The 26,999-nt window shown below is 64.8% G+C and carries 33 protein-coding genes and 2 tRNA genes; 21 read left to right on the top strand and 14 right to left on the bottom strand.

Going from position 1 to position 26,999, the window contains the following annotated elements:
* The first annotated feature begins 15 nt into the window (after positions 1–15).
* The 3 genes from FXB41_RS26415 to FXB41_RS26405 are packed head-to-tail and all read left to right on the top strand — an operon-like array spanning position 16 to position 2,859.
* Complete coding sequence (locus FXB41_RS26415; protein WP_219683823.1) at positions 16–1,329, top strand: MFS transporter; 1,314 nt, start codon at positions 16–18, stop codon at positions 1,327–1,329.
* A gap of 55 nt (positions 1,330–1,384) precedes the next feature.
* Positions 1,385–1,906, top strand: coding sequence for an MOSC domain-containing protein (locus FXB41_RS26410; protein WP_219683822.1), 522 nt, complete (start codon positions 1,385–1,387; stop codon positions 1,904–1,906).
* A complete protein-coding gene (locus FXB41_RS26405) occupies positions 1,903–2,859 on the top strand; it encodes a PDR/VanB family oxidoreductase (RefSeq protein WP_007602625.1) in 957 nt (318 codons plus the stop codon). The genes FXB41_RS26410 and FXB41_RS26405 overlap by 4 nt, the downstream gene beginning before the upstream one ends.
* Before the next feature lie 9 nt (positions 2,860–2,868).
* Here FXB41_RS26405 and FXB41_RS26400 read toward each other — a convergent pair whose 3' ends face one another.
* Together FXB41_RS26400 and yidD are read right to left on the bottom strand one after the other, a co-directional pair.
* Entirely contained in the window at positions 2,869–3,081 is a 213-nt protein-coding gene (locus tag FXB41_RS26400; protein ID WP_007602626.1) for a hypothetical protein, read from the bottom strand.
* A gap of 90 nt (positions 3,082–3,171) precedes the next feature.
* Complete coding sequence (yidD, locus tag FXB41_RS26395) at positions 3,172–3,510, bottom strand: membrane protein insertion efficiency factor YidD (RefSeq protein ID WP_035994626.1); 339 nt, start codon at positions 3,508–3,510, stop codon at positions 3,172–3,174.
* Positions 3,511–3,751: 241 nt separating this feature from the next.
* Here yidD and FXB41_RS26390 point away from each other — a divergent pair, with 241 nt between their 5' ends.
* Entirely contained in the window at positions 3,752–4,651 is a 900-nt protein-coding gene (locus FXB41_RS26390) for a COG3904 family protein (RefSeq protein WP_219683820.1), read from the top strand.
* A 62-nt stretch (positions 4,652–4,713) separates the two neighbouring features.
* On the opposite strand, the gene FXB41_RS26385 is transcribed toward FXB41_RS26390, so the two are convergent.
* Positions 4,714–5,169 (bottom strand): iron-sulfur cluster assembly scaffold protein, encoded by a 456-nt coding sequence (locus FXB41_RS26385; protein WP_007602629.1) that lies wholly within the window; start codon positions 5,167–5,169, stop codon positions 4,714–4,716.
* Positions 5,170–5,400: 231 nt separating this feature from the next.
* Here FXB41_RS26385 and folE point away from each other — a divergent pair, with 231 nt between their 5' ends.
* From folE to FXB41_RS26365, 4 genes are all read left to right on the top strand, one after another.
* Positions 5,401–6,093 (top strand): GTP cyclohydrolase I FolE, encoded by a 693-nt coding sequence (gene folE, locus FXB41_RS26380; protein WP_007602630.1) that lies wholly within the window; start codon positions 5,401–5,403, stop codon positions 6,091–6,093.
* A gap of 27 nt (positions 6,094–6,120) precedes the next feature.
* Positions 6,121–6,543 carry a phosphoribosyl-AMP cyclohydrolase gene (gene hisI / locus FXB41_RS26375; RefSeq protein WP_219683818.1) on the top strand — a complete coding sequence of 141 codons (423 nt, stop codon included), beginning with the start codon at positions 6,121–6,123 and terminating at the stop codon, positions 6,541–6,543.
* An 87-nt stretch (positions 6,544–6,630) separates the two neighbouring features.
* Complete coding sequence (locus tag FXB41_RS26370) at positions 6,631–7,710, top strand: lytic transglycosylase domain-containing protein (protein WP_219683816.1); 1,080 nt, start codon at positions 6,631–6,633, stop codon at positions 7,708–7,710.
* 205 nt (positions 7,711–7,915) lie between these two features.
* Positions 7,916–9,091 (top strand): DUF2336 domain-containing protein, encoded by a 1,176-nt coding sequence (locus FXB41_RS26365; protein WP_219683814.1) that lies wholly within the window; start codon positions 7,916–7,918, stop codon positions 9,089–9,091.
* Positions 9,092–9,213: 122 nt separating this feature from the next.
* Here FXB41_RS26365 and FXB41_RS26360 read toward each other — a convergent pair whose 3' ends face one another.
* The 3 genes from FXB41_RS26360 to FXB41_RS26350 form a co-directional block, all read right to left on the bottom strand.
* The gene (locus tag FXB41_RS26360) at positions 9,214–9,792 is read right to left on the bottom strand and encodes an Hpt domain-containing protein (protein WP_219683812.1); all 579 of its coding nucleotides are present in this window, start codon (positions 9,790–9,792) and stop codon (positions 9,214–9,216) included.
* 31 nt (positions 9,793–9,823) lie between these two features.
* Entirely contained in the window at positions 9,824–10,369 is a 546-nt protein-coding gene (locus FXB41_RS26355) for a response regulator (RefSeq protein WP_007602647.1), read from the bottom strand.
* 88 nt (positions 10,370–10,457) lie between these two features.
* Entirely contained in the window at positions 10,458–11,237 is a 780-nt protein-coding gene (locus FXB41_RS26350) for an NAD kinase (RefSeq protein WP_007602648.1), read from the bottom strand.
* 255 nt (positions 11,238–11,492) lie between these two features.
* Here FXB41_RS26350 and FXB41_RS26345 point away from each other — a divergent pair, with 255 nt between their 5' ends.
* On the top strand, positions 11,493–13,058 hold the full coding sequence (locus FXB41_RS26345) for a S10 family peptidase (RefSeq protein ID WP_219683810.1): 1,566 nt from the start codon (positions 11,493–11,495) through the stop codon (positions 13,056–13,058).
* Here the strand turns inward: FXB41_RS26345 and FXB41_RS26340 are convergent.
* Together FXB41_RS26340 and FXB41_RS26335 are read right to left on the bottom strand one after the other, a co-directional pair.
* The gene (locus FXB41_RS26340; RefSeq protein ID WP_219683808.1) at positions 13,045–14,433 is read right to left on the bottom strand and encodes a serine hydrolase domain-containing protein; all 1,389 of its coding nucleotides are present in this window, start codon (positions 14,431–14,433) and stop codon (positions 13,045–13,047) included. The genes FXB41_RS26345 and FXB41_RS26340 overlap by 14 nt on opposite strands.
* Positions 14,434–14,541: 108 nt before the next feature.
* The gene (locus FXB41_RS26335; protein WP_219683806.1) at positions 14,542–15,084 is read right to left on the bottom strand and encodes a tetratricopeptide repeat protein; all 543 of its coding nucleotides are present in this window, start codon (positions 15,082–15,084) and stop codon (positions 14,542–14,544) included.
* Between the two features lie 252 nt (positions 15,085–15,336).
* On the opposite strand from FXB41_RS26335, the gene FXB41_RS26330 reads away from it, so the two are divergent.
* From FXB41_RS26330 to FXB41_RS41785, 4 genes are all read left to right on the top strand, one after another.
* Positions 15,337–15,750: a His-rich protein BRANT gene (locus tag FXB41_RS26330; RefSeq protein WP_219683805.1), complete on the top strand. Its 414-nt coding sequence runs from the start codon at positions 15,337–15,339 to the stop codon at positions 15,748–15,750.
* 390 nt (positions 15,751–16,140) lie between these two features.
* Complete coding sequence (locus FXB41_RS26325; protein WP_035961651.1) at positions 16,141–16,536, top strand: hypothetical protein; 396 nt, start codon at positions 16,141–16,143, stop codon at positions 16,534–16,536.
* A gap of 290 nt (positions 16,537–16,826) precedes the next feature.
* Entirely contained in the window at positions 16,827–17,534 is a 708-nt protein-coding gene (locus tag FXB41_RS26320) for an outer membrane protein (RefSeq protein ID WP_219683804.1), read from the top strand.
* 254 nt (positions 17,535–17,788) lie between these two features.
* Complete coding sequence (locus FXB41_RS41785) at positions 17,789–18,031, top strand: hypothetical protein (protein ID WP_018455389.1); 243 nt, start codon at positions 17,789–17,791, stop codon at positions 18,029–18,031.
* Positions 18,032–18,069: 38 nt separating this feature from the next.
* Here the strand turns inward: FXB41_RS41785 and FXB41_RS26310 are convergent, their stop codons facing one another.
* Together FXB41_RS26310 and FXB41_RS26305 are read right to left on the bottom strand one after the other, a co-directional pair.
* A complete protein-coding gene (locus tag FXB41_RS26310; protein ID WP_219683802.1) occupies positions 18,070–18,324 on the bottom strand; it encodes a hypothetical protein in 255 nt (84 codons plus the stop codon).
* A gap of 304 nt (positions 18,325–18,628) precedes the next feature.
* Positions 18,629–19,003 (bottom strand): hypothetical protein, encoded by a 375-nt coding sequence (locus tag FXB41_RS26305; protein WP_219683801.1) that lies wholly within the window; start codon positions 19,001–19,003, stop codon positions 18,629–18,631.
* Positions 19,004–19,105: 102 nt separating this feature from the next.
* Here FXB41_RS26305 and FXB41_RS26300 point away from each other — a divergent pair, with 102 nt between their 5' ends.
* Positions 19,106–19,270 (top strand): hypothetical protein, encoded by a 165-nt coding sequence (locus FXB41_RS26300; RefSeq protein WP_007602663.1) that lies wholly within the window; start codon positions 19,106–19,108, stop codon positions 19,268–19,270.
* Between the two features lie 3 nt (positions 19,271–19,273).
* Here the strand turns inward: FXB41_RS26300 and FXB41_RS26295 are convergent, their stop codons facing one another.
* Positions 19,274–19,453, bottom strand: coding sequence for a hypothetical protein (locus FXB41_RS26295; RefSeq protein ID WP_198288282.1), 180 nt, complete (start codon positions 19,451–19,453; stop codon positions 19,274–19,276).
* Between the two features lie 246 nt (positions 19,454–19,699).
* On the opposite strand from FXB41_RS26295, the gene FXB41_RS26290 reads away from it, so the two are divergent.
* The 4 genes from FXB41_RS26290 (at position 19,700) to FXB41_RS26275 (ending at position 23,600) form a co-directional block, all read left to right on the top strand.
* Positions 19,700–21,397 carry a methyl-accepting chemotaxis protein gene (locus tag FXB41_RS26290; RefSeq protein ID WP_219683799.1) on the top strand — a complete coding sequence of 566 codons (1,698 nt, stop codon included), beginning with the start codon at positions 19,700–19,702 and terminating at the stop codon, positions 21,395–21,397.
* Positions 21,398–21,644: 247 nt separating this feature from the next.
* Complete coding sequence (locus FXB41_RS26285; protein ID WP_219683797.1) at positions 21,645–22,364, top strand: class I SAM-dependent methyltransferase; 720 nt, start codon at positions 21,645–21,647, stop codon at positions 22,362–22,364.
* Between the two features lie 100 nt (positions 22,365–22,464).
* Positions 22,465–23,127 (top strand): class I SAM-dependent methyltransferase, encoded by a 663-nt coding sequence (locus FXB41_RS26280; RefSeq protein WP_219683796.1) that lies wholly within the window; start codon positions 22,465–22,467, stop codon positions 23,125–23,127.
* A gap of 59 nt (positions 23,128–23,186) precedes the next feature.
* Positions 23,187–23,600: a GFA family protein gene (locus FXB41_RS26275; protein ID WP_219683794.1), complete on the top strand. Its 414-nt coding sequence runs from the start codon at positions 23,187–23,189 to the stop codon at positions 23,598–23,600.
* A 17-nt stretch (positions 23,601–23,617) separates the two neighbouring features.
* Here the strand turns inward: FXB41_RS26275 and FXB41_RS26270 are convergent.
* Both FXB41_RS26270 and FXB41_RS26265 read right to left on the bottom strand, forming a co-directional pair.
* A tRNA-Thr gene (locus FXB41_RS26270) sits at positions 23,618–23,692 on the bottom strand.
* 165 nt (positions 23,693–23,857) lie between these two features.
* Positions 23,858–24,358, bottom strand: a complete 501-nt coding sequence (locus FXB41_RS26265; RefSeq protein ID WP_007602678.1) for a hypothetical protein — start codon at positions 24,356–24,358, stop codon at positions 23,858–23,860.
* A 283-nt stretch (positions 24,359–24,641) separates the two neighbouring features.
* Here FXB41_RS26265 and FXB41_RS26260 point away from each other — a divergent pair, with 283 nt between their 5' ends.
* On the top strand, positions 24,642–25,127 hold the full coding sequence (locus tag FXB41_RS26260) for a hypothetical protein (RefSeq protein ID WP_219683793.1): 486 nt from the start codon (positions 24,642–24,644) through the stop codon (positions 25,125–25,127).
* 43 nt (positions 25,128–25,170) lie between these two features.
* On the top strand, positions 25,171–25,704 hold the full coding sequence (locus FXB41_RS26255) for a hypothetical protein (protein ID WP_219683791.1): 534 nt from the start codon (positions 25,171–25,173) through the stop codon (positions 25,702–25,704).
* Between the two features lie 61 nt (positions 25,705–25,765).
* Here the strand turns inward: FXB41_RS26255 and rlmB are convergent, their stop codons facing one another.
* A complete protein-coding gene (gene rlmB, locus FXB41_RS26250; RefSeq protein WP_219683789.1) occupies positions 25,766–26,596 on the bottom strand; it encodes a 23S rRNA (guanosine(2251)-2'-O)-methyltransferase RlmB in 831 nt (276 codons plus the stop codon).
* Between the two features lie 206 nt (positions 26,597–26,802).
* Between rlmB and FXB41_RS26245 the strand changes: the two genes are divergently transcribed.
* Positions 26,803–26,888: transfer RNA gene (locus tag FXB41_RS26245), tRNA-Tyr, on the top strand.
* The last annotated feature ends 111 nt before the right edge of the window (positions 26,889–26,999 follow it).

Genomic DNA, 26,999 nt, shown 5'->3' with positions numbered 1-26,999 from the left:
TTTTTGGAGACATCGATGACCGTAGCAGACGACGTAACCCTGAACGTAGCCCCGGACGAGGCGGCGAGCTTGCGGCGGATCGTGTGGTCGAGCGTGATCGGCACCGCGGTCGAATGGTACGACTTCCTCATCTACGGCACGGCGACCGCGCTGGTCTTCAACAAGGTCTTCTTCGCTGCCGGCAACCCCGCGCTCGCCACGATCGCGGCCTTCGGCACTTATGCGGTCGGCTTTCTGGCGCGACCGCTTGGCGCCGCGATCTTCGGTCACTACGGCGACAGGGTGGGCCGCAAGGCGATGCTCGCGATCACGATCATGGTGATGGGCATCGGCACCTTTCTGATCGGCTTGCTTCCGACCTATCAGCAGATCGGGATCGCCGCGCCGCTGCTCTTGATCGGCCTGCGATTCCTCCAGGGCATTGGCCTCGGCGGCGAATGGGGTGGTGCGGTGCTGATGGTGGTGGAGAATTGTCCGACGCACCGCCGCGGCCTGCTCGGCAGCATGGTGCAGGTCGGCAATCCCATCGGCAATCTCGCCGCGATCGGCATGTTTGCGCTGGTGGCGAGCCTGCCAGAAAGTGAGTTCATGTCCTATGGCTGGCGCATTCCGTTCCTGATCTCGATCTTGCTGGTCGGCGTCGGTCTCTACATCCGCCTCAACATGGAAGAGACCGTGGCCTTCCGCCAGGTCCAGGCCAAAAAGGAGGTCGCAAGTCTGCCGCTGGTCGAGATCTTCAGGCATCACCGCCGTCCTTTCTTTACCGCGGTCGGACTGAAGATCTCGGAGATCGCCTATGCCAGCATCGGCGGCGTGTTCGTGATGTCCTACGCCACCGCGAATCTTGGCTTATCGCGTACGGTGGTGTTGAACGGCGCCTTCGCGGCATCGCTGGTCGCGCTGCTCGCCATTCCGCTGTTCGGTTGGCTGTCCGACATCGTCGGGCGCAAAAAGATGTTCTATGCGAGCTGTCTGTTTTCGGCGCTGTTTGCCTTTCCGCTGTTCTGGCTGCTCAACACCCGCGATCCCACCATCGTCATCTGGACCATCGTGGTGGCGATTACTTTCGGGCAGATGGTGATGTTCGGCATCGGCGCGCCCTGGTACTCCGAGCTGTTTTCCGCGCGGCTGCGCTATAGCGGCGCCTCGCTCGGGTTCCAGGTCGGGGCCGCCATCAGTGGCGGATTGACGCCGCTGATTGCGGCGGCTCTGATGGGCTGGAGTGGCGGCGCCACCTGGCCGGTTTCGCTGCTGCTGATTGGCTGCGCCGCCATCACGGCGACCGCGACCACGTTCGCGCCGGAAATGGCGAACAAGGAACTGACCTGATCCCGCGGCGCGCCGCTGCCGGCGGCGCGCCATCGCTTCTCACAAGGATTTTGTCATGCTCGATGAGATAGGCGCCGGCTCGGCCGATAGCACAGCACGCCTCGGCTGGACTGGCTTGGTCCGCTTCCTCCATCTCGCTCCACGCGCGTTCCTGCCAATGCGCGCGATGGAGCAGCTCGTTCTCGTCGCCGGCCAAGGGATAGAAGGCGACCGCTACATGATCGGGCGCGAGGAAGGATTTTATTCGCACAAGCCCGAAGAGGGCCGGCAGGTCACCTTGTTCGAGCTCGAAACCTTGGTTGCGCTCAAGCGCGACGCGGGAATCGAACTCAGTCCCGAGGAGCATCGCCGCAACGTGACGGTCGAGGGCGTGCCGTTGAACCATCTGGTCGGCCGCCGCTTCTGGTTAGGTGAGACCTTGCTGGAAGCAACCCGATTATCGATCCCATGCCGGCATATCGAGGAGATCACCGGCAAGGCGATCTTCGATCCGCTCATCAACCGCTCGGGCCTCAACTGCAGGATATTGCAAGGCGGCATCGTCAGGGTCGGCGACACCGTGCGGAACATGGCATGAGCGCACGGCCGATAACGACGATCAAGACGGTTGTCGCCGGCATCGAAGAGGCCGGTGCGGGGATCAAGGTGTTCACGTTGGCCGATCCCGACCGTTGGGACCTGCCGCCGTTCAAGCCCGGCGCCCACATCGACCTGCATCTGCCGAACGGTCTCGTGCGGACCTATTCGCTGTGCAACGAGCCCGCCGACAACTCGCGTTACGTCATCGCGGTCAAACGCGAGGCCGATGGGCGCGGCGGTTCGCGCGCGCTTCACGACGAGGTTGGCATAGGCGACGTCATCGGCGTGTCACTGCCGCGCGGCGGGCTGGAGCCGGGTGCGGACATTGCGCATCATGTGTTCGTCGCCGGTGGCATCGGTGTAACGCCGTTCTTGTCGATGGCCCGTCACCTCCTGCAGATTGGCAATACAGGCTTTGTGCTGCACCTCATCGTGCGCGAGGAGGTGCCGCTTGCCGCACACCTCGCGCCGCTGATCGATGAGGGGCGTGTCGTCGTGCACCGCACGTCCTGCGCCGGGCGTCCGAATCTCGCTTCGCTGGTCGGCGAAGTTGGGGGGCAGACGATGGTCGCCTGCTGCGGGCCGGAAGGCATGACCGACGAGTTCGAGCGCCTGACCGCAGCCTGGCCCGCAGCCAATGTTCACATCGAGCGTTTCGTCGCGCCGCCACCGGTGATCGACCCTGACGCAAAGCCCTTCACGCTGTTGCTGGCGCGTACGGGGACCGAAATCCCGGTTCGCGCCGGCCAGACCATGCTGGCGGCCTTGCAGGAAGGAGGAATCGATATATCGACGTCCTGCTGCGGCGGTATCTGTGGCGCCTGTAGGGTCGGCTGGATCGAGGGCAAGCCCGTGCACCGCGACCGCGTCTTGTCGCCGTATGAGCGCGAACGCTTTCTCATGATCTGCGTCGCCGGATCGGATGCCGACCGGCTGGTGCTGGACCTCTAAAGTCTAGCTCTACCAGTGCACGCTCTGGCTCGGCACGATGAACGCCGTCGTACTGGGCGGCGTGGCAGTGCTCGTGGCCAGATACCAGCCGGAGCCGACCGCGAGCATCAAGAGGACAATGATGGCGAGCATGTCGAGGGTTCTGGGATCGTGGCCTCGCGAACCAATCCGCGAATCCGGTCCAGACCTGAAGTGAAAATGAGGGCTGATTTTCCAGCGCATTGTTTTTCCTCCCGCGGGAGCATCACATCAACGCGAGGGGAGAATTTCGGTTCCACTCAAGGTAGCGACGCGTGAGGCGCCGCGCCGTGCTTAGGATGCATTGACACCGCGCCAGCGGCCGTAGCGCCAGGGCGAGTACCAGCGCGCGCCCTGTGGCGCGGTGAGGGGCACGTTGTCGATGCCCGAGGTGCCGAAGGGATTGCAACGGAGCAGGCGCGCCAGCGTCATCCAGCCGCCGGCCCACAGCCCGAACCTTTCGATCGCCTCGTCGCCATAGGCGGAGCAGGTCGGCAGGTGCCGGCAATTGTAGCCAACCAAGGGCGAGAGCGTGTGGCGGTAGATCCAGATCAGCGCGCGGCCGAATCTGCGCGGAAGCCGGAGCGCGCCCGCGACGGAATTGGAACAGTGCTCGCAGGCTGATTGCTTCATGGGCGCTTTGCAGAGATCGTGGGCGAGGTTTTGCGTGGTTCCGATGCAGGGAACTGTAAGCTGTTGTTTGCACGCCATATTTTGCGTGCTTTTTGGGAGCAGTGCAGCAAGTACCTATGGACGATCTGTATTCCCCCGGATACCATTTTTGTGACGCCCATGTGAGACTCATGGAACGTCAGAACGGGGCTTGCCTGAATCGGCTTTGGCTTATTGCTTTGGGCTTGGGGAAGGGACCAGTTTGAAACTTCTGAAGGCGCTCAATCTTCGCGGCTGGTTGCTGGTAGGAACCGCCGCTTGTGGGGTCGTGCTGGCTGGCGCCGTCGCGACGCTCGGGTCGTCGGCTCGGGCCGGTGCTGCCCTCGAAGAACGCAAGCTGCCGATGAAGTTCAATTGGGTCGCCTGCGAACCGAATTGCCGCGGGTGGGTCAGTGCGGTGGGTATCATCACCGCCGATACGCCCCGGGACTTCGAAGAATTTTCCCGCGGACGCCAGCTCGGCGGCGCCACCGTGGTGCTCGATTCCAGTGGCGGTTCCGTCAACGACGCGATCACGCTCGGCCGGCGCTTTCGCAATCTCGGACTTTTGACCACGGTCGGTATCAGCGTTCAGACCCGCGGCGGGCAGACGGTTCGGCCGGCGGTCGCGCCCGAGGCCTATTGCGAATCCATGTGCGTGTTCCTGCTGCTGGCGGGCAAGAAGCGCTACGTGCCGGAAGCGGCCCATGTGCGGGTCCATCAGATTTGGATGGGTGATCGCGCCGACGATGCCAAGGCCGCGAGCTACAGCGCGCAGGACCTGATGATCGTGGAGCGCGATATCGGCCGGCTCGCCAAATACACGTTCGACATGGGCGGTGCCGGCGACCTGCTGTCGCTCGCGCTCAGCGTCCCGCCGTGGGAAGATTTGCACGAGCTCGATGCGGGCGAGCTCAAGCTTACCAATCTCGTGACGACGGATCTCGTGGCCGACGTGTTGCCGCATGTCGATATCTCCGCGCCGGCAATGGCGGAGCTTGCACCGAAGACCCAGGCGAGGTTCGGTGCGGAACCGGAGCAGCCTGCCAAGTCGACCAAGACGGCGGAAGCCCTGGTGCCGACGGGCCGCGTGGCCACGCCGGTCGCGGCATCGCAGAAGTAGCCTCGGAATCTCTGATCTATATCCGGGCCCAGCGACGAGCCCGGGATCAACCTCCGCCGGAATCAGCCTTGCGCCGCAGCCGGCTGCTTCGCCTTCGCCTCGATCTGGCCGATGGCATCGACCACGGCATCGAAGGTCAGGAGCGTCGAGGCGTGGCGCGCCTTGTAGTCGCGGACCGGCTCGAGGAACTTGATCTCTTCCCATTTGCCTTCAGGAGGCGCGCCGTTCTCCTTCAGCATCTTGCGAACAGTTTCGCGTAACTCACGGAGTTCGCTCGCAGTCGATCCGACGATCTGACTTGCCATGATGGATGAAGAAGCCTGTCCCAGCGCGCAGGCCTTCACGTCGTGGGCAAAGTCAGTGACCTTCTCGCCCTCCATCTTGAGGTCGACCTTGACGGTCGAGCCGCACAGCTTGGAATGGGCGGTGGCGGTGGCATCGGGATCCGGCAACCGCCCGAGCCGCGGAATATTCCCGGCCAGTTCGATGATCCGCTTGTTATAAATGTCGTTCAGCATGTGATGGAGTCCAGCAGGATCGGCCTTGGCGTGCGCCGTCCACGGCCTTATATAGGGTCGGAACTGGCGGAAAAACAGTCCAGCGCTGCAGCAGTGGTGTGATGCAGAACCCTGCTGCCGGCGTTACAGCTTGCAGATTTTTTCGCCGAAACTGTTCTCTCAGGCGTCCGGCGGTTCGCCGCCCCGTCTGCCGGTGACACTCCGGCCGCAAGGCCGTCGAACGGAGTCGACATGGACGCTACCATCAAATCCATCCGCCCCAACAAGCCCTCCGACCGGCAGCCCGAGAGCCGTCCGGCGGAGCTTGATCCTTCCGAATTCCTCGCCGCCGCCGTCCGGGCCGACCAGCCGCGCCCCGCGCGCGCCGAGGCCGAGCAGGCAGTGAAGACGCTGCTCGCCTATATCGGCGAGAACACCAACCGCGAGGGCCTGCTCGACACGCCGCGCCGCGTGGTCGAGGCTTTCGACGAACTCTATCAGGGCTATCACCAGTGCCCGGCCGAAGTGCTCGATCGCACCTTCGGCGAGACCGCCGGCTATGATGATTTCGTGCTTGTGCGCGACATCGAGTTCACCTCGCAATGCGAGCATCACATGATGCCGTTCTACGGCAAGGCGCACATCGCCTACACGCCGGTGGAACGCGTGGTCGGGCTGTCGAAGCTTGCGCGCCTCACCGACATCTTCGCCCGCAGGCTCCAGACCCAGGAGCACATGACCGCGCAGATCGCGGCGGCGATCGACGAGATCCTCAAGCCGCGCGGCGTCGCCGTGCTGATCGAGGCCGAGCATACCTGCATGTCGGTGCGCGGCGTCGCCAAGCATGGCGCCTCCACCTTCACCAGCCGCTTCACCGGCATGTTCCGCGACAATCCGGCGGAGCAGGCTCGTTTTCTGTCCCTGGTGCGAGGTCTGCAGCGCTGACCTCGCGAATAGACCGGCGAGGGCGTTGTGTCTGCTCACTCCCATGAAACCGAGGAAGGTCTCGCCTTCCTTCCCAGGTTCGACGCGGCCGGCCTCGTGACCGTCGTCGCGACCGACGTCGCCACTGGCGACGTGCTGATGGTCGCGCACATGAATGACGAGGCGCTGCGCAAGACCATCGCGACCGGCGAGGCCTGGTACTTCAGCCGCTCGCGCAATGCCTTGTGGCGAAAAGGTGAGACCTCAGGTCAGACCCAGCGCGTGGTCGAGATCCGCACCGATTGCGATCAGGATGCGGTCTGGCTCCGTGTCGAGCAGATCGGCGCGGCGTGTCACACCGGCCGCCGGTCCTGCTTCTACCGCAAGGTCGAGGCCGAAGGCGGCGGCGCCAGGCTCGTCTTTGTCGATGCGGACAGGCTGTTCGATCCGGACGCGGTGTACAAGAAATAATCCTGCCGTCATTGAGGGTAGGGCTGACGGCCGAATTAACCCCGCATTAACCATACCTGTCCCACGGTGAGACGACAGGGCGCCGAATTGCCGGCGCCACTCAACGCCGTGCGGTGCGGGCACTTCATTATGTCGGTCGACAACTCCAGTGCCTCTCAGACGGCGGTTCTCGATCCGTCGCGGGCACGCGTCGCCGGTGCGATCAATCAGGTCTCCAACCGGACCGGCATCAGCTTCCAGTACATGCTGACCACCGCCAAGATGGAATCGGATTTCGATCCCACGGCGGCGGCGACTACGTCATCCGCGCACGGGCTCTACCAGTTCATCGACCAGACCTGGCTCGGCACGGTGAAGGAAGCCGGCACCCAGCTCGGCTATGGCAATTATTCCGACGCCATCACCAGGACGTCGTCGGGCACCTACACCGTCGATGATCCCGCGATGAAGCGGTCGATCATGAAGCTGCGCGACGATCCGGAGGCCGCCTCCAGCATGGCGGCGGCGCTGACGCAGTCGAACAGCTTCAAGCTCACCGGCCTGCTCGGCCGCAGGCCGTCCGACAGCGAACTCTACATGGCGCATTTCATGGGCGTCGGCGGCGCCGCGAAACTGATCGCCAATGCCGAGGACAATCCGCAAGCGGTCGGCGCGCGTTTGTTTCCCAACGCGGCGTCCGCCAATCGCTCTATCTTCTACGCCAAGGACGGCCGCGCGCGCAGCGTTTCCGAGGTCTATTCGGTGCTGGATGCACGCTACGCCGGCGCGGCAAATTCGAAAACCACCCGCAGCGCGATGGCGATGTATGGCGGCACGCCGTCGACCACGCAGGTCGCGAGCGCCAACGGCGTACAGCCTGCCGCGCCGCTGATCGACAATGCCGCGTATCTCCAGTCCTTTCCGAACACACGCGCGGTGACGCCGGTCAGCGCGACGGCGCCGACGACGGTCGCGGACAATGCACCGAGCACGCCGGTGTTTCGCTCGATCTATCAGCCCGGCGACACCACCCAGCCGGTCTCGACGACCGTGCAGAAATTGTGGGGCAACAATGCCTCGCTCACTTCGGTCGCACCCGCGACCTCGGCCGCGTCGGCAACGCCCGACGTCCGGCCGCCGCAGCCTCTTGATCTCTTCAGCGATCGCAGCGGCACGTTCTCAAGCTAATTCGCGCGCCCGTGTCTCGGATACGTCGCAGCGTGAACGCTGCGCGCAGGTCCCGGTGCGTGAACGGGCCGCCTTTGTTCCCTTAACAAAACGTCAATAAAACCAGCCAGTTATGGTGAACGCTTTGTTAAGCGTCGTGGTTTATTTTGTGTTGCAGGTGACAAGCCGTCACCGCTTCGTCTTCGTTGCGTAAGCCGGAAGCACCATGATTGTTCGGCAGTTCATCAATTGGATCAGGACGGCGCCCGCTGGCGAGCGGGCCGAGGCAACGCGGGCGCTGGCCCGGGCCTGGCTGATCTCAGACCTTTCCCATGATGACCGTGTTGCCGCTGAAGGCGCGCTTCTGATGCTGCTCGACGATCCCTCGCCGCTGGTGCGGCAGGCGATGGCCGAGGCGTTTGCGCGCAGTACCGAGGCGCCCGCGTCGATCGTGCGGGCGCTGTCGGGGGACCAGCCGACCGTCGCGTTGCCCGTGCTCGAACATTCTCCGCTGCTGATCGACGCCGATCTCGTCGACATCGTCGCGACCGGCAACGACGAGGTGCAGTGCGCAGTCGCGCGCCGCATCGCGCTGCCGGTATCGGTCTGCGCCGCCATTGCCGAAGTCGGCTGCGCGGCGGCAGCGCTCGAGCTGATCGAAAATCCTCATGCCGAGCTTGCGCCGTTCTCCTGGGATCGCATCGTCGAGCGTCACGGCCATCTCGCCGCGATCCGCGAGGCGATGCTGGTGCTGGAGGATCTGCCGTCCGCAACGCGCGCCGCGCTGGTGGCAAAACTCTCGGAGACGCTGGCTCAATTCGTCGTCGCCCGGAACTGGCTGACTGCCGACCGCGCCGAGCGCATCGCGACCGAGGCCCGCGATCGCTCCACCATGAACATCGCGGCGCGCTCGCGCGGCGAAGACATGGAAGGGCTTGTTCGGCACCTGCGCATCACCGGCCAGCTCACCGCGGGTCTCATTCTGCGCGCGCTGCTGTCGAGCAATCTGGATCTCTTCCATGCGGCGCTGGCTGAGCTCGCCGAGCTGCCGCTGGCGCGCGTGTCCGCGCTGCTGCACGATCGCGGCGGCAATAGCCTGCACGCGCTGCTCCGCCGCGCCGGGCTTCCCGAGGCGACGTTTGCGGCCTTCCAGGTCGCGCTCGATGCCTGCCACGAGCAGGGCTTCGTCGACAGCGATGACAATGCGGCGAGGCTGCGCCGCCGCATGGTCGAGCGCGTGCTCACCCATTGCGAGACCGACCGCGGCGCGACCGAGCCGCTGATGGTCCTGCTGCGCCGCTTCGCCACCGAATCCGCACGCGAAGAGGCAAGGCTGTTCTGCGACGAGCTGGTCGCGGAGGAGATGGTTGATCCGGTGTATGGCGAGCTGATTGCAGCGTAACGAGACGACGTAGGGTGGGCAAAGGCGCATTGCGCCGTGCCCACCGTCTCTCCGCACAACTCATGGCGACTGGTGGGCACGCTTCGCTTTGCCCACCCTACCACACCTCGCGAACGGCGAAGCTACCCCGCCGGCGCGATGCTCGGCGCCAGGATCACCTCGAGATGCTCGGGGCGATCGCGGTTGGCGTCGGCGAGATAATCGTCGGCGACCTTGCGCAGGCGCCGGCTGAGCTCGGCGGAGACGCTGATGCTGTCGAGCTTGGTGTTCTCGTGCACGATGGCGAGGATGGCGTTGATGTGGTGCGTGAACAGCTCGGCCGGCACCTTTTCGAGATCGGGCGCGTGCTCGATGACGCGGCACAGGCTCTCGGCTACGCCCGCCGCCGCCGGATAGCCGAAAGTCGCGGCATCGCCCTTGATGTCGTGCGCGGCGCGAAACAACTCGTCGCGCCTGTCCTTGGTGAAGCCGTCGTGCCGGATGGCGACGTAGGCCGCCGACAGCCGGTTGATCTCGGTCGCCATCCAGTCCTTGAACTCGCCGGCAAGGCCCGCGAGCGCCTGTTCGGCGCGGCCGACCGGATCGTCCATGTCCTTGTCTTCGACGCGGCGCAGGACCGACCGCAGCGGGTTGGGCTGCGTGATGATTTGATGCGTGGCGAAGGCCTTGATCTCGATGTCTCTTGCGCTGTTCTTCGCCATGATATCGGCCTCGATCGTGAGAGACGTTGCGCTAGATGGTGGAGCGGGCCTTGTCGAGCAGCGAGGGCTGCTGCAGCACCTCGTGCTTTTCGCCGACGCGGCGCTCGGGGCCCATATAGGCGGAGTTGATGTTGCGGCGCCGGTCCGGGCCGAAATAGGTCTTGGTTTTGATGAAGGGGCGGGGACTGGCGACCACGTTGAGGATGCGCTGGTAGAGCCCCTTGGCCGAGATCGGCTTGGCCAGGAATTCGGTGACGCCGGCATCGCGCGCCACCGTGACGCGGCGCTTCTCGGAATGGCCGGTCAGCATGATGATCGGCGCGTAGGGATTGCCCTTGGATTCCGGCTGCCGGATCATCTGCGCCAGCTCGAGCCCGTCGAAGATCGGCATCGCCCAGTCGGTGATGACGATGTCGGGCACGTAATGGCTGTACATTTCCAGCGCCGTGGCGCCGTCCTCGGCCTCGTAGACTTCACGCGCGCCAAACGAATGCAGCAGCGTCCGCAGGATGCGGCGCATGTGCGGATTGTCGTCGCAGACGAGGAAACGCAGCTTGTTGAAATCGATGCGGAACATGGAGCCCGGGCCGGAGCGGTCAACTTTCGTTAACCATATCTCGCCGGGGGTTAATGAAGGGTTGCGATCGGCAGTCCGGCGAGGCGGCTCAGGAGCCGAACTGCTCGCGCAAAATGCGCTCTTCCAGGCTGTGACCGGGGTCGAACAGCATGCGCATCGAGATGGTCCTGTCGGACAGCACCTCGACGCGGCGAACGTCGCGGACCTCGTCGTGGTCGGCGACCGCCGCCACGGGGCGCTTGTCGCCCTCCAGCACCTCGATCACGACATAAGCCGTGTTCGGCAGCAGCGCGCCGCGCCAGCGTCGCGGGCGGAAGGCGCTGATCGGCGTCAGCGCCAGGAGCGCGGCGTTGATCGGCAGGATCGGTCCCTGGGCGGACAGATTGTAGGCGGTCGAGCCGGCCGGCGTTGCCACCATGATGCCGTCGGCGATCAGCTCGGACATGCGCTCGCGCTCGTCGATCAGGATCCGCAGGCGCGCGGCCTGGTAGGTCTGCCGGAACAGGGCGACCTCGTTGATGGCGTGATGCAGGTGGACGCGGTCGTTGGCGTCGGTCGCGCGCATCAGGAGGGGGTGGATTTCGGATTCCTGCGCCGCCTCGAGACGGGCTCGAAGATCGACGGTCGAGTACTCGTTCATCAGGAAGCCGACGGTGCCGCGGTGCATGCCGTAGATCGGCTTGCCCGTATGCATGTGCTGATGAAGCGTCTGGAGCATGAGCCCGTCGCCGCCGAGTGCGACCACGATGTCGGCGTCCTTCGGATCGCAATTGCCGAAGTCCCTGGTGAGCTGGCCGAAGGCGGCTTGCGCCTCGCTGCTCGGGCTGGCGACGAAGGCGATCCGGTCGTATCGCGCTGGCTTGGTCATGGCTTCCGGGCAGGGCCGCTGGCTGGAGAAAGTTCCGCCGGGCTCGTCTAACGATCTCGCCCCCGATTGTCGAGGATGACCGCCCTTCACAGCAGACCGGCAACTGCCGATTCCGATTTGAGCACGAAACCGGGTCGGTTTGTGCCCAACCGGGCTCTTCAGGCACCACCGGAGCCATGATCCCCCAAACCGTCGCAATTCCGCGCTACCCTTACGGTCCGCACCGGCGGTCGTCGCCGGACAGGGAGAACGATCATGGCCACGAATATGCCGGCGCTCCGCCGCGCGACCCTGGTGCTGGCGGTGTCGGCCTTCGCGCTCGCAGGATTGGCGCGCGCCGACGATCCGCCGCAGCCGCGCGCCGAGGCGGCGGCACCAGCCGGACAGAAGGGCGGACGCGGCGGTGCACAAGGCGCATCGCAAAATTCATCGTCATCCGCCGAGCCGCACCGTCTTCCGTCGGATTCGACCACGAAGCAGACGCTCGATCTTCCCGGCCGCACCCTCAATTTCGCAGCGACCGCCGGATCGATCCGCGTGTTCGACGGCAAGGGCGAGCCTGTGGCCGACATCGCCTATACGTCCTATGAGCTCGACGGCGCCGACCGTGCGACGCGCCCCGTGACGTTCCTGTTCAACGGCGGGCCCGGTGCGTCCTCGGCATGGCTCCAGTTCGGCGCGGCCGGGCCTTGGCGGCTGCCGCTCGATGGCGAAGCGCTGTCGCCGTCCGCCTCGCCCGAGGTGAAGCCGAACGCGGAGACCTGGCTCGACTTCACCGATCTCGTCTTCATCGATCCCGTCAGCACTGGCTATAGCCGGTTCGTCGCGACCGGCGATGACGCGCGCAAATCGTTCTACTCCGTTGATGGTGACGTCAATTCGATCGCGCTCGTGATCCGCCGCTGGCTCGAGAAGCACGACCGGCTGACCTCGCCGAAATACGTCGCCGGCGAAAGCTATGGCGGCATTCGCGGGCCGAAGGTGGTGCGCCAGTTGCAGCTCCAGCACGGCGTCGGGGTCAGGGGATTGATTCTGGTGTCGCCGCTCCTGGACTTCCGTGAGTTCACCGGCACCAGCCTCCTGCAATATGTCGCGACGCTGCCGAGCTATGTCGCGGTGGCGCGTGAGGCGAAAGGTCCGGTCAAACGCGCCGATCTCGCCGACGCAGAGGCTTACGCGCGCGGCGAATTCCTGGCCGACCTCGTCAAGGGTGAGGCGGACAAGGAAGCGACCAATCGTCTTGCCGACAAGGTCGCCGAGCTCACCGGCATCGACCAGTCGGTGAGCCGTCGGCTTGCGGGCCGCTTCGACGTCGGCGAATTCCGCCGCGAATTCGACCGCAAGAACGGCAAGGTGACGGGGCGCTACGACGCCTCGGTGCGCGGCTTCGATCCCTATCCGGATTCCAGCAGCTCGCGGTTCGGTGATCCCTCCGGCGATGCGCTGCAGGCGCCGCTAACGAGTGCTGCGGTTGACCTGTTGACGCACAAGCTCAACTGGCGGCCCGATGGCTCCTACGAGGTGTTGAACGGCGCCATCGAAGGCCACTGGGATTTCGGCCGCGGCATCAACCCGCCGCAGTCGGTCTCCGAGCTGCGCCAGATCCTCGCCACGGATGCGAAGCTGAACGTGCTGGTCGCGCACGGCCTGTTCGATCTCGCCACGCCCTATTTCGGATCGAAGCGGGTGCTCGACCAGTTGCCGGCCTTCGCAACGCAGCGGGTCAAGTTCGTGGTCTATCCCGGCGGCCACATGTTCTATTCGCGCGACGGCTCGCGGCAGGCCCTTCGGAGCGAGGTCGAGACTCTCATTCGGGAGTAGGCGGGCGCTTGCGCGGCTTGTATCTCCGCGCGATCTCGCGGGCGACGGCGGCCGCAGGCTTGATGTTGGCGCCAGCGATCCAGACGTCACTAACCTTGCCGCGCTTGTCGCGGACGCGGCGCACCGGCTCGCTGTGGCTGGAGTAGCCGGCGGCCCAGGCGAGCTTGCCGGTATCGCGGCCGGTGACCTCGATCTCGCCGGCATCCATGAACGGGTTGTTGAACTGAGGATTGGCGACCAGCACGCGGTTGCCCACGGGTACCAGATCGGTCGCGCCCCAGATCGTCCACCAGCGGCCGGTCCAGTCGCTCACGCGGCGGTCGGGTGCGCCACGGGTCTGGAAAACGCGCAGGATCTGCATCGCGCCGTCCATCCAGAACGGCGCTGCGCCGTCGATGGAGTTGCTGATGATGCTGATCGCGAGTTCGCAGGCGGGAATGGCGCAGGTCCGCGAGATATAGCCCTGGAAATGGCCGCCGTGGCCAAACCAGTCCCAGCCGTCGAGCCTGCCGGCGCCGATACCCAAGCCGTAATAGGCCTCGAAACTCTGCGGTATGCGCCAATGATGTCGCGTCATCTCGCGGCGGCTTGCGACCGACAGCAGGCTCTTTCTTGCGTTGGGCGCGAGCTGCGCGAAGAAGCGGGCGGTGTCGGCGGCGGTAGCGGCAAAGCCCGTGGCGGAAGCCATCGCGTGGGTGGGATTGTCGCCGGGGATCACGCATCGCTCTCCGTAGGGCACCCTTCGTGTGTGGCCGCGCGCGAACGGCGCCCCCTTGGGAAGCGGCGCGTCCGGCTCGGTCTCGCGCAGGCCCGCAGGTTCGATGATCTCGCGCTTCATCCAAACCCGGTAGGGCTCCTTCGTCACGGCCTCGATGATGAGACCAATCAGCCCAAAGCCGTGATTGGAATATTTGAAGCGTGTGCCCGGCTCGATTACGGTCGGCAGCTTCAATTCCGCGAGCAGCTCGCTCGCGTCGAGATAGGGACGGCTGTCGATGAACTGACCGGAATCGGCGCCGTCGCGCGTCAGTCCCGCGCTGTGCGACAGCACTTGCGCAATCGTCGTTTCCGCGACGCGCGGATGCAGGCCTCCGACATATTGGCCAATGGGATCGTCGAGCCGGAGCTTGCGCTGCTCGCGCAGCTTCATGATGCCGGCCGAGGTAAAGCTCTTCGAGTGCGAGGCGATGCGGAAACGGTGGCGCGGGGTGAGCTTCTCGCCGGTGTCGAGATTGGCGAGGCCGAACGCGTGCTCGGCGACGATTTCGCCGCGATGGGCGAATGCGATGACGACGCCGGGCTGCTGGATTGTGGTGTGCTGGAATTCGATCCAGAAGCCGATGTAGTCGATCGCGGATCGCAGCCAATTGTCCATTGCGCACCGGTTTGCGAGGGGAGGTTTGGTGGGCAAGCTAGCCGAGAACGCAGAACGGGCACAACCCTGCGGTTGTGCCCGTTCGCCTCGTGCGAAGATGCGATGCGTTTAATAGACGAGGGTCGCCCCGGTCGGCTTGTCGAGCGCGGCGGCGAGCGAGCGATACTCGGAGCTGTCGGTGCCGGCGAGCGAGGCGAGCTTGTTCAGGTGATACTGCGCCTGCTCGCGATTGCCCTGTTCGAGTTGCCAGAGGCCGTAATACTGCCAGGTGCGGACGTGGTTCGGATCGTCCTTCAGCGCCAGCTCGTAATAGATCTTCGACGACTGGTAATCGCCGAGCTTACGATAGGAGTAGCCGATCAGATTGGCGACGTCGGCGACGTCGTCGCGCTTGAGCGACTTCAGCTGGCCGATCGCGCCGGTGTAGTCGTGATTGTCATAGATCGTGGTGTAGGCGGTGCGATAGGCAGCAAGGAATTTCGGATCGCTGATGGAGGAGCTCTTCTTCTTGCCCTTCTTGGTCGAGGTGTCCGACGATGGCGGCGACGAGGGGGTGTCGCCACCTGCGGCATAAGCGCTGGTCAGAGCCGGCCCGGCCGCCAATGTCATGGCGACAAGTCCCGGCACAAGAAGCGTTGAGAGTTTGCGCATCTAAGTTCTCCGGTATGGAACGTGGCGATCCTACACGATTGCCCAAAGACCGGAACACCCATCAGGCAAAAACATTCCCGGCATCCTGGCCTATTCGCCCTGCGGGCGGATGACAAACTTGTCATCCAGATGAACGGAAGCCTGCTGCGGGCTTCAGATTGGGTTCAGTGCGTGCCCCCTAGGCTCCAACCTACGATCAAAGGGTTGGCGAGAGGGCGCCCGCCTCAAGATCCTTCCAAGAGGAGACCAACCATGTTGAAGACCATTTCCGCAGCCTTGCTCGCAGCTTCCGTGATCGCAGCCCCGGCCTTCGCAGCCGAGGCCGGCAAGACCACCACGACCACGCCGGTGATCAAGGCAGACCAGAGCCAGACCAAGGTGTCGACCACCGCCGCGAAACCGGATGCCGGCCTCAAGGCCGGTGCCAAGGCTTCGGACGTCAAGACTTCAGACGTCAAGGCTTCAGACGTCAAGGCTTCGGACGTCAAGGCGGACGCCAAGGTGGACACCAAGTCGAAGGCGATGAACGCCAACGCCGCGGTCACTCCCGACGAGCACAAGACCGTGCGCACGCATCGCCACCACCACAAGCATCTCTCAGCGAAGAAGTCGCTGAAGACGCAGCCGGACGTGACCAAGCCGGCGACGATGGAGAAGCGCAGCTAACGACTGATCCTGCGCGGCGGCGTCCTAGCATTGCCCCAACCGCCGCGTGAGGAATTCAGGACCGGCCCGTTCGTCACGCCTTGGGCGAAAGCTCGAGGTGCTGGCGGCGGGCCGGTACGACCATGCTGAAGCCCGCAAGCAACGCCCCAGGTTTGGCGGCCGCAAACAAAACCTCGAAAAACAACCCCATGCACAGTAGCGGGTCGTAGATAAATCAATGGTTTGACGGGTGGCTCATCTGCGGATTTTACGAAGCCGTTTGACTCGTCGGGCAAAACACCTGTAGACATGCATCATTGCAACCTTGGGGCTGGAACGTCTTCGAGACTGATCGAGCGGAGAGCGTAAGCGGTGCGGCGACTAGCGGAACGCGCAGTGAGCTTGGCGTTGATGCTGGCACTGCCGCTGGCGCTCACGGGATGTTTCGGCAGCGATGGTGACCGTCCAACTCTGATGGACGGGACTCAGGCCGGAGGTCCACAACCGTTCCCGGATAATTTCCGTGGCGACACGCTGGCCTTGATGCGCAGCTATTTGAACAATCCTGTCGGCGTGCGTGACGCCAGCATGGCTGAGCCGGTGCAGCGCGAGGTCGGAGGCCGGCAGTTCTATGTCAGTTGCCTGCACTTCACCCCACGCGAGACCGACGGCACGTACAAGGCCATGAGGGAGCGCGCCGTGATCTTCGTCAACGGTCGGGCGGACCGCGTCGTTGATCGTGCCAGCGAGCTGTGCGCGGGCGCGGTTTACGTACCCTTTCCGGAACTTGAAAAGATGACGCGGTAGCGCAAAGCCCACCTTCATCGCTTGGTGATAGGACAGAGCCCGCCGGAGCTGCCGGATCACATTTCGGGGAGCTTTGAACGAAGTGGTTTTGCGTTGCGACTAATCGTTACGGCGGGTTCTGTTTCCGACGGAAAAAAAACCGTCGGCACGCGCCTGCGGGACGGAACAAAATCGCGTTGTTGCCGCTCCGTCACAGTCACGAACGATCAACGTTCCGGCATCGCCTCGAAGCAACCCAATTCACGCCACGTTGTTTCCTGAGTGTCGAATTTGAAAGAACGGGGATGATCATGAAAAGGATTTTGCTGGGTGCAGTTGCCCTGCTTGCGCTGGCCGCGCCGGCTGCAGCAGCCGACATGCAGGCGCGCACCTACACCAAGGCTCCGGCCTACACGCCGCCGCAGGTGATCTACAACTGGACCGGCTTCTACATCGGCGGCCATGTCGGCGGCGCCTTTGCCGGCGACAGCAGCTTCCAGTCGAGCGACGCGCGCTTCCTCGGCGGTGTTCAGGGCGGCTTCGACTACCAGTTCGCGCCCAATTGGGTCATGGGTGTCGAGGCCCAGTATTCCTGGCTGCCGACCAACAACGGCGGCGCTACGTTCCCGCTGGGCACGCAGGTGACCTCCAATACCGACCAGCTCGGCTCGGTGACCGGCCGCATCGGCTACACCTGGGGTCCGGCGCTGCTTTACGCCAAGGGCGGTTATGCCTGGCGCAATGGCGGCCTCGGCGTCAATATTGCCGGGGTGCCGCAGCCCTTCACCGCCACCGGCAACAGCAAGGATGGCTATACCGTTGGCGCTGGCCTCGAATACATGTTCGCGCCGAACTGGTCCGCCAAGGCCGAGTACCAGTATTACAACTTCGGCAGCACGACGATCACCTCCGGTCCGGTCGACGTTGTCGGCGTCCGCGGCCGGGAGGACGAGCATACCGTCAAGGTCGGCGTGAACTACCGCTTTGGCTGGGGCGGTCCGGCAGCCTCGCGCTACTGACGCGCCACCAACAACCACGATCTGACGAAAGGCCGGCTCCCGCCGGCCTTTCGTTTGCCGGGCTCCGGTTGCCACCTCCTGTCGTTTGCATTGCGTCAACCATCTGGCGCGTCATTTGCAAGCAAACGTTTTGGCGCGCGCTTTCTCACGCGCGTCATGGAGCTCGGGTAAAGCAAAAATAATTTTTGCAGCTTACGGAACTCGCGCGCCGGAACGCGTTATATGAGAATTACCGGGCTGGTGGGACGACGGACATGCGTATCTTGGTGTCGGCTGTGGTGCTCTCGTGCTTCGTCAGTTTGCCGTGCGCTGCCCAAACAATCCTCAAATCCGAGCCTCTGATGCTGGCACCCTATGAGGTGGCCTTCGTCAAGGACGCCTCGTGCTCCTCCGGCAAGGTGCTGAAGGTCACCGGCGCGATCCGCGGGCTGCATCGCCGGAAGGCCTGCGTGGCTCTGGCGGGCGAGCAGGCCTCGCTGGCCACCGCGACGCCCTGAGCTTTCCTGAGCTCCGGCTTCCCAGCTTCGATCCGTCTTTACGAATTCAGCTCGAGCTCCATCCTCGCCTGGCGATCGGCCTCCGCCTTGTTCCTCGCGGGGTCCTCGCCCTGTGCGGCCTGGCACGGCTTGATCTCGTAATCGTTGTCGAGCACCCGGCGTGGCCCGGGGCGGTCGTCATCCGCGGTTACGTCCACGACGAGGCCACTTCGCTGCGCGAGGCTCCAGACGTCGGACTCGTCAGGATAGGCCTTGCTGATCTGGGCGTCGTTGCAGAACAGGGCGTAGGGCATTCTTCCCGCTCCCGGAAAGCGCATTAACGACTTTGCGGGGGAGGGGTTCCGGTCGGACGGTCGATCACGCGGCCGTGATCGGGGTCGTCGGGTCCTGAGTCCTTAACGAGTCCTGAATCCCGAAAAAAAGAATCCCCGGGACTCGTTTGGCGGAATCAGCGGATGTTTTCGGCCATGACGACGGACCTGAAAACCTCTTGCGGGCGCATGCTGCTGCCCCTCACGCTGGCCCTGTTCGGCGCCTGCGCGGCCAATCTCTGGCTGGTGTGGTCCTGGCTTTAGGCCAGCGACGGGAGATCCGGCTTTACTTGTCAGCCGGTGGACGGGAGGAGGGGTCGCGGATGGCGGCGCGCAGTTTGGTCAAAGTGGCCGCGCAATATTCCTCGCGCTCGCGCTCGAACCGCTCCTGATGCTTGCGGAAATTGGCGATGCGGGCCTGCATCTCGGTGCGGACGTCGTGGCTCGCCACCCGCGGCGGCGGGAGAGGCAAGGGCTGCGGCGGAGCGGCCTGAAGTGGCTCGGTCTCGACGACGGTGTTGGCGGGGACGATCTGCACCGACGCGGCCACTGTCGCCATCGGGATCTCCGGTGGATGCAAGTCATCCTTTTTGCCGGTGACCGATTGGACGAAGGCCATTGTCTGCGCGATCAGCGCGTCGCGTTCCGTGATCCACTTCATGGTGCACCCCTGTCGGGGCTATTCCAGCAAAGCTGGCCGGCCGAATCAAGAAGCTGTTGCGTGGGGGATTGCATATTTTTCCCGGCCGCCCGACAGTGGGGAATGGATGCCAAAGCAGACCATTCAGCCGAAGCCGAGGGCTTGAGGCTCGTCCGCGCGTTCCTCTCGCTGCCGCCCGACAAACGGGCGGAGGTGATCGCGTTCGTTGAGGAGTTGGCCCGCGCCAAACGCCGTCCCGAGGAAGGCGCCGACGTCTCGCCGGGGTGAGGGCTAGCGCTCCCGCGGATTGAGGTTGGGCCGGAACGGAGCCCCGACCACCCGAACCGGCGTCGAAGCGGGCACGTCGATCGCCGCCGTTTCAGCCTGCCGCTTTGCCGGAGCCGGTTCGAACAGCGCAATTGCCGCGGCCAAGGCGCTACAGCACAGCGTCACGGTGGCCAGCAGAAACATGTTTCGGTTTTCTTCCCTGATCCGCATGGGCCGACAACGGAGGACACCGGCGACCGGTTCCGGCATTCCACGCCCGGCTCGCGCCCCGGAATAGGCCGAAGCTTACGCGAAGCTTACGGCGGAAGCCAAAATAGTTAGTTTTCCGTAAGACTACCCGGGACATTTGGCATCAAATCTTAACGTCAGCTGGTTCCAATGCACGGTGCTGGGAATATGCATCGGCAGAAAATCACTGGGGCGGCTGCAATGAGCGTTTTGAACAATCTGAAAATCGTGTGGAAGGTCGCGCTGATCGTCGCCGTGATGGGCTTTGCCATGGTCGCCGTCGCCGGCTTCGGCACGCGCGAACTCTCGGCAACTGTCGACGGCTTCGCCGAGCTTTCCGCCGCGCAATCCTCGGCGCTCAACCTGACGCGGGCCCAGCGCCGCGCCGAGACCTATCATGCCGCGCTCTATGCGGTCTTCACCGAGGCGACGGAGGCGGGCAACGCCAACCGCCTCAAGACCGCGACCCAGAACCGCGACGAGATCCGCCAATACCTCGAGGCAGCCGAACAGGACGATCCCGCGCGCGCGAGCCAGATCAAGAGTATCGGCGACCAATTGAAAGCCGTGTTCGCCGGCTGCGATCCGGTGCTGAAGGCAGGCTCGCTCGCGAGCAGCCCGGAAGAGAATGCCAAGGCGGCCGAGCGTGCGCACAAGGAGTGCGATCCGGTGATGGATGCGGCCTTGGGGCGCGTTGCCAAGTTCGTGGGCGAGACCGCAGAGGCGGTCGCCAAGAGCAAGGACGCCATCAACCGCGACGCCAGATCCGCGACCTGGACGGTGATCGGCGTCAGCGCCGGCGGCCTGATCATGGGTATCGCGATCGCGCTGTTCATCGGCCTCAATGCGATGTCACGGCCGATTGCCCGCCTCAAGCTCGCCATGGAGGGCCTTGCCCGCAACGATCTCAAGACCGAAGTGCCCGAGAAGGACCGCCGCGACGAGATCGGCGACATGGCCAGGACGGTCGAAATCTTCAAGACCAACGGGATCGAGGTCGAGCGCCTCAAGGCTTCGCAGGTTGAAGTGGAGAAGCAGGCCGCCGATCAGCGTAAGCGCGACATGGTCAACCTTGCCGACGGCTTTGAGCGCGCGGTCGGCGAGATCATCGAGACGGTGGGCTCGGCGTCCACCGAGCTCGAAGCGTCGTCCTCGACGTTGGCCACCACCGCGCAGCGTGCGCAGGAGCTCACTTCGGTCGTCGCGGTCGCGTCGGGTGAAGCGACCAGCAACGTGCAGTCGGTTGCGACGGCCACGGAGGAGCTGTCCTCCTCGGTCAACGAGATCAGCCGCCAGGTGCAGGAATCGGCGCGGATGGCGGGCGAGGCCGTCACCCAGGCTCGCACCACGACGGTGCGCGTCAGCGAGCTCTCGGTTGCGGCGACGCGCATCGGCGACGTCGTCGAGCTGATCAACACCATTGCCGGCCAGACCAACCTCCTGGCGCTCAACGCCACGATCGAGGCGGCACGTGCCGGCGAGGCCGGCCGCGGCTTCGCCGTCGTCGCCGCCGAGGTGAAGACGCTGGCCGAGCAGACCGCGAAAGCGACCGGCGAGATCAGCCAGCAGATTTCCGGTATCCAGACCGCGACCCAGGAATCCGTCAACGCGATCCGCGACATCTCCGCGACGATCGAGCGGCTCTCGGAAGTGTCGTCGACCATTGCCGCGGCCGTCGAGGAGCAGGGCGCCGCGACCCAGGAGATCTCGCGCAACGTGCAGCAGGCCGCCCACGGCACCCAGCAGGTCTCCACCAACATCGCCGACGTGCAGCGCGGTGCAGCCGAGACCGGCTCGGCCTCCTCGCAGGTGCTTTCCACCGCCAAGATGCTGGCGACCGACAGCAACCGGCTGAAGGATGAGGTCGGGAAATTCCTCCACACGGTGCGCGCCGCCTGAGTCCGGCGCGGCGGCTTCGTCCGCCGCGCTGCGCACTCATCGCGCCAGCAGAAATCCCATTGCGAATGCGAACAGCACGGCCGTCATGACGACGGCCGCCGTCGCGCCGGCGGCGATCCTGGCCTTCTCTTTGACGGTGGGGCGCATCGGTCCTGCAATCTACCTCATGTTGAACTCTGATCCAATCTATGGTCAGTAGCCGCGCCCGCGACACGCGCGGCCAACATGCATTCCGGAAGGTCGATCCATGAACGAGGATGTCAGCGACGGCTGGGCCGCGTCCGCGGTCGCCTGGATCGTCGAGCAGGGCGAGGACGGCGACTATGGCCGACGCTTCGTGCTGGACGCGCCGATGCGGGCGCGGATCGAAGGGCGAGGCTTCCGCAATGCGCTCGACGTCGGCTGCGGCGAGGGGCGCTTCTGTCGCATCATGCAGCGCGCCGGTATCCGCACCACTGGCGTCGATCCAACCGAAGCGCTGCTCGCGCGTGCCATGGAGTTAGACCCGCAGGGCGACTATCGGCTCGGCCGAGCCGAGACGATGGATTTCGGCGCGGAGTTCGATCTGGTCGTCAGCTATCTCAGTTTGATAGACATGCCCGATCTCGCTGGATCTGTCGCGAGGATGGTGGCGGCGCTGCGGCCGGGCGGTACGCTCTTGTTCGCCAACCTGACCAGCTTCAACACCGCCGGTCCGTCCGAGGGCTGGACACGTGACGGCGAGGGCGTCTTGCGCTTCGTCATCGATCATTACATGGACGAGCGGCCGACCTGGGTGACATGGCGCGGCATTCGCGTCCAGAACTGGCATCGTCCGCTCTCCACCTACATGACGCTGCTGCTCGATCACGGACTCCAGTTGCGCCTGTTCGTTGAGCCGCAGCCTACGGGCGGTGATCCCGACAGAATTGCCCGTCATCGCCGGGTGCCCTTTTTCCACATCATGGAGTGGCAGAAGCCGGCTTGAGGGACGAGGCCTGCGATTTCGGACGCGCAGTTGAACTGCTAGTGTGTTCGCGACGGAATCTTGATTTGAGGTCCGCCCGACGACCGCCAATCGTCCACCCGTGCTCGCCCATGAGCGGTTCGCCGCCGACCGCGACAATTTCGCGGGCCTCGGCCTCGCCGCGCGGTTCGAGCGGATCGAGCAGACCAACCTGTGGGGCGCGGCTAGTTCGGTGTCGGGCCTCGGCTCGGAGGACCCCGCGACCGCAGCGGTCCGCGAGGTGCTTCCTCCACTGCTGCAACGGCTCGGCGCGCGCTCGCTGCTCGATGCGCCCTGCGGGGACGCGGGCTGGATCGGCCGCGTGAGGCTGGATCTCGACTACACCGGCATCGACATCGTTCCGTCGCTGATCGCGGCCAATCGCCAGCGCGTGGCGGGCGGCGAGTTGTCCGGCCGGTTTCTCGTTGCCGACATCACGCGCGATGCACTGCCGCGCGCGGATGTCGTTCTGTGCCGGGACTGCCTGGTGCATTTGAGTTTCGGCAATATCGCCCGCGCCGTCGCGAACTTTCGCGCCAGCGGCGCGCATTTCCTGCTGGTCACGACGTTTCCCGAATGGGACGACAATCGCGATTGCGAGGACGGCGACTGGCGCGCGCTGAACATGGAGAAGGCGCCGTTCGACTGGCCGGCACCGCGCGAGCTGATCAAGGAGCATTGCGAGGAGGGCGGTGGCGGCTGGCGCGACAAGAGCCTCGGGCTGTGGGCGCTGGATCAATTGTAGCCCGGCTCGCGCTGCGCTCCATCCGAACCACAGGACCAACGAGAGTGGAGTGAATTCCGATGATCGATGCCCAATGCAGGTGCGGCGCGCTCACGCTGTCGCTTCCGGGACCGTCCAGCCTCGTCGTCGCCTGCCACTGCATTGACTGCCAGCGTCGAACCGGCGCGCCGTTCGGGGTCGGTGCGTTCTATCCGGCGGAGGGCGTCACGATCTCGGGGACGTCGAACGAATACGTCCGGACAGCCGCAAGCGGCGGCAAGGTCCGCAGCTATTTTTGCCCCGAGTGCGGTTCGACGGTCTATTGGAAGGCGGACAATCTGCCTGCGATGGTCGGCGTTGCCGTCGGCGCTACCGCGGATCCGAACTACCCGGCGCCCATCCGCTCGGTTTTCGAACAGTCGAAACATGCCTGGGTGGAAATATCAGGCGCTGAGCACTTCCAGCAAAGCAGCGCACCGAAGCATTCGAAGTGAGCGTTGCGCTCAAAGGCTGGTGCCGGCTGAGGGGATTGAACCCCCGACCTTCGGTTTACAAAACCGCTGCTCTACCGCTGAGCTAAGCCGGCGACGCCTGGAGAAGCGGGCAGGGACCAGCATACGCCGGAGCCGTCCACCCGTGCGCGCCGCAATACCAGACTTGACCGGAAAGTGCCAGAACCCGCGATGCCCGATGCAGACACGAATCAGGCGGCCCGAAGGCCGCCTGATCTGTCGCGTTCGGTTGAATCGCCTTATTGGCAGATGTGCCGGCGGCCGTCTTCGCCCTTGAACCAGGTGCCGGGCGTGCAGACGAAGCCGTTGCGCTGGGCGTAGGTGCGGGTGTCCCAACCGCGATTGTCCCAGCCGCGGTTATCCCAGCCATTGTCGTAGGCGTAGGCGTCGTTCGTGGCACGGAACGGGGCGGTTGCGATTGCGCCTGCAGTCCCGATGGCTGCGCCGGCCACGCCAGCGGCTGTTCCGACCGCGCCGGCGGCGACGTCGGTCGGCCAGAAGCCGGTGCGGCTCCTGTTCCAGTCGTTATTCCAGTCGCCGTTGTTGGTCTGGCGATAGGACACGCGACGATGCCGATAGCCGCTGTCGGTGTACGGATTTCCCGGTCCGACGTTCTGGCAGTTGGCGTTGGGGAATTGCGCCGCGCAGCGGCCGGGATTGGTGATCACGGCCTGCGCCATGGCAGAGCCCGTCACGAGGGTCGCCGCAATCGCCGTGGCTCCGAGAAGTTTGACGTTCATGATTGTTTGGCTCCCGTTTTGTTGACGGGGGCTAAACGCCGAAGACGCCGGACGTTCCGCTGAAACCGGCGGATTTTCGTGAGCGGCAGTCAAACGGAAGTGAGCACGCGCGATGGTTCCGGACTGCAGGGTCCGGCGGCGTTAATGCTTCACTAGTTCGCTTTGCAGCATTTGAGCGGCGCGCAATCCTTACACATTAGGCTTACCGGCAATTGGAGAGAGGGCCTTAACCCTCTCTGCGTCGCCATCGGGTAGGTTGTCGCCGGATAAATGGGATCCTCTCATGCGCGCATCTGCGCTCGCCGCCTTTCTGATCGGACTGCCCGCGTCGGCGTTTGCCGGCGGCGGCTTCGATATCGTCGTTCCCGGTCGCCCCGGCGTGCCCATCATCATCAACAACATCGACGCGTCCTATGCCGTGGTCGAGGGGACCTGGGGCCTGGGGAAGAACGTGCAGGTGCAGCCCACGATCTATGGCGGCCGCTATATCGCCGAGCGCCAGCCTGAGGACGTCGGCCATTATTACCCGACGCTGGGCCTGCGGCCCGGCTATGGCCGGCTCGAGGTCGAGCCGCCCGCGAACCGCAAAATGCCCAAGCCGGCCGAGAGCTATCACCAGAGCTGGGGCGCGCAATCGGCGCCGCTGCCGCCGCAGATGGACGTGCCCGTCAATCCGCCGCCGGTGATCCTCGCGCCTGAGATCAACGACTATCCGCGGCGTCCTCGGCCGCGGCCGCGTACAGAGATGCCCGGCAGACCGCCGGGTTAAGAAACGACAAAATCCAAAAAACGGAAATCAACAGGAGAGAGTAATGCGTCAGATGATTTCGGGACTGGTCGCGGCGGCTGCCGTGATGTTCGCCGCCACCGCGCCCGCCGCGGCCTGCGGCTTCGATCCGTGCCAGCCGGTCGCGCCGGTCTATTCCGGCTGCAACACCGGCTGCGGCGGTTATGGGGCCGGCTACGGCTACGGCTACGGCGCCTATGAGCGTCTCGCCGAGCCCACCACGCAATATTATCACGTCAACCAGGGCCCGACCTACACCGGTCCGGGCACCTTCGCGCCGTATCCGACCTACCGTGAGGACGCGGTGGTTGCGCCCGCCAATTACGGCTACGGCCGTGGCTATGGCTATGGGCACGGCTATGGCTATCGCGCCGCCGCGGTCGAAGCCCCGGCCGCCTATCCCTACCGCCGCCCGTATTACCGTCCGTATCGCTACGGCTACGGCCCGCGCGCCGGCTATCTGCCGCGCACGCATTACGGCTACGGTCCGCGCTACGGCTACGCCCCGCGCCATGTGCCGTACTACGGCGGCCACCGCGTGCTGCGTCGCTATTACTGATCGCTTGATCGGTTAAACCAACGAGACGCCCGTCCGCGATGCGGACGGGCGTTTTGTTTTGTCACCGCTTCATCAGCCCGAGCCGGCTGGCGCCGACATAGAGCGAGAGCACGGCGGCATTCGAGACGTTGAGGCTCTTGATCTCGCCGGGCATGTCGAGCCGCGCCACGACGCTGCAGGTCTCGCGCGTCAATTGCCGCAGGCCCTTGCCTTCGGCACCCAGCACCAGGGCGAGCGGCTCGCGCAGGGTGACCTCGGAGAGATCCGCGCTGCCTTCACTGTCCAGCCCGACGGTCTGGAAGCCGAGCTCGTTCAGCGTGGTCAGTGCGCGGGCGAGGTTTTGCACCGTCACCATCGGCACCAGCTCCAGTGCGCCGGAGGCGGCCTTGGCCAGCACGCCGGTCGCTTCCGGACTGTGGCGCGCGGTGGTGACGATCGCCTTCACGGCGAAGGCCGCAGCCGAGCGCAGGATGGCGCCGACATTGTGCGGATCGGTGATCTGGTCGAGCACCAGCACGATGCCGTCCTGCTCTAAATCCTCGATGTCGGGCGAGGGCAGGGGATCGGCCTCGGCGAGCAGGCCCTGGTGCACCGCGTCGGGCGACAGCAGCCGGTCGATCTCCTGGGGCCGGACGATCTCGGGCGTGATGCGGGTTGCGATGTTCTCGTCCGCCAGACGCCTTGCGGCATTCTCGGTCAGCGTCAGCTTGCGGATCTGCCGCTGGGGGTTGGCGAGCGCCATGGTGACGGTGTGCCAGCCATAGAGGATGACGGGACCGTCGGTGTCCGAATCGCGATCGCGCCGGGCCGGGCGACCGGCCGATTTTCCGGGCCTGTTGAAGGGCTTAGACCCGCCGCGGGGGCCCCTCGGGTTGAATTTTCGATCCTTCATGGGCTCGCTTGTGTCACGGGTCCCGGAATATGGCAATTTGGGTGGTGTCGGGGGCGATTTTAGCTGTTCGCCTCGGTTGACTTTACCCCATCGCTTCGCCGATAACCGCGCCCGGTCGCGCCCCCATCCGGGCTGTCGCGGCCTTCACGTTCCATGGCCGTCTTCGGTCGCCGGCAAGGTCCGGCCCGATTGTGCTGCCGTCGAGCGGGGGAGTGTCCCGAGTGGCAAAGGGAGCTGACTGTAAATCAGCCGCCTTATGGCTTCGCAGGTTCGAGTCCTGCCTCCCCCACCACGCTTCGCCCTTCGGGCTTCGCGTGGCGCAGCCAACGTGATGCGCGAAGGACGGAGCGTGGTGTCCGGCGAAGCCCGTAGGGCGAAGACGGACTGAGCGGATCCGATCGCC

It is taken from the genome of Bradyrhizobium canariense (assembly GCF_019402665.1).
Lineage (GTDB): Bacteria > Pseudomonadota > Alphaproteobacteria > Rhizobiales > Xanthobacteraceae > Bradyrhizobium > Bradyrhizobium canariense.
Note: the sequence above shows the minus strand (reverse complement) of the source record. Positions and strands in the feature narration are given on the sequence as shown.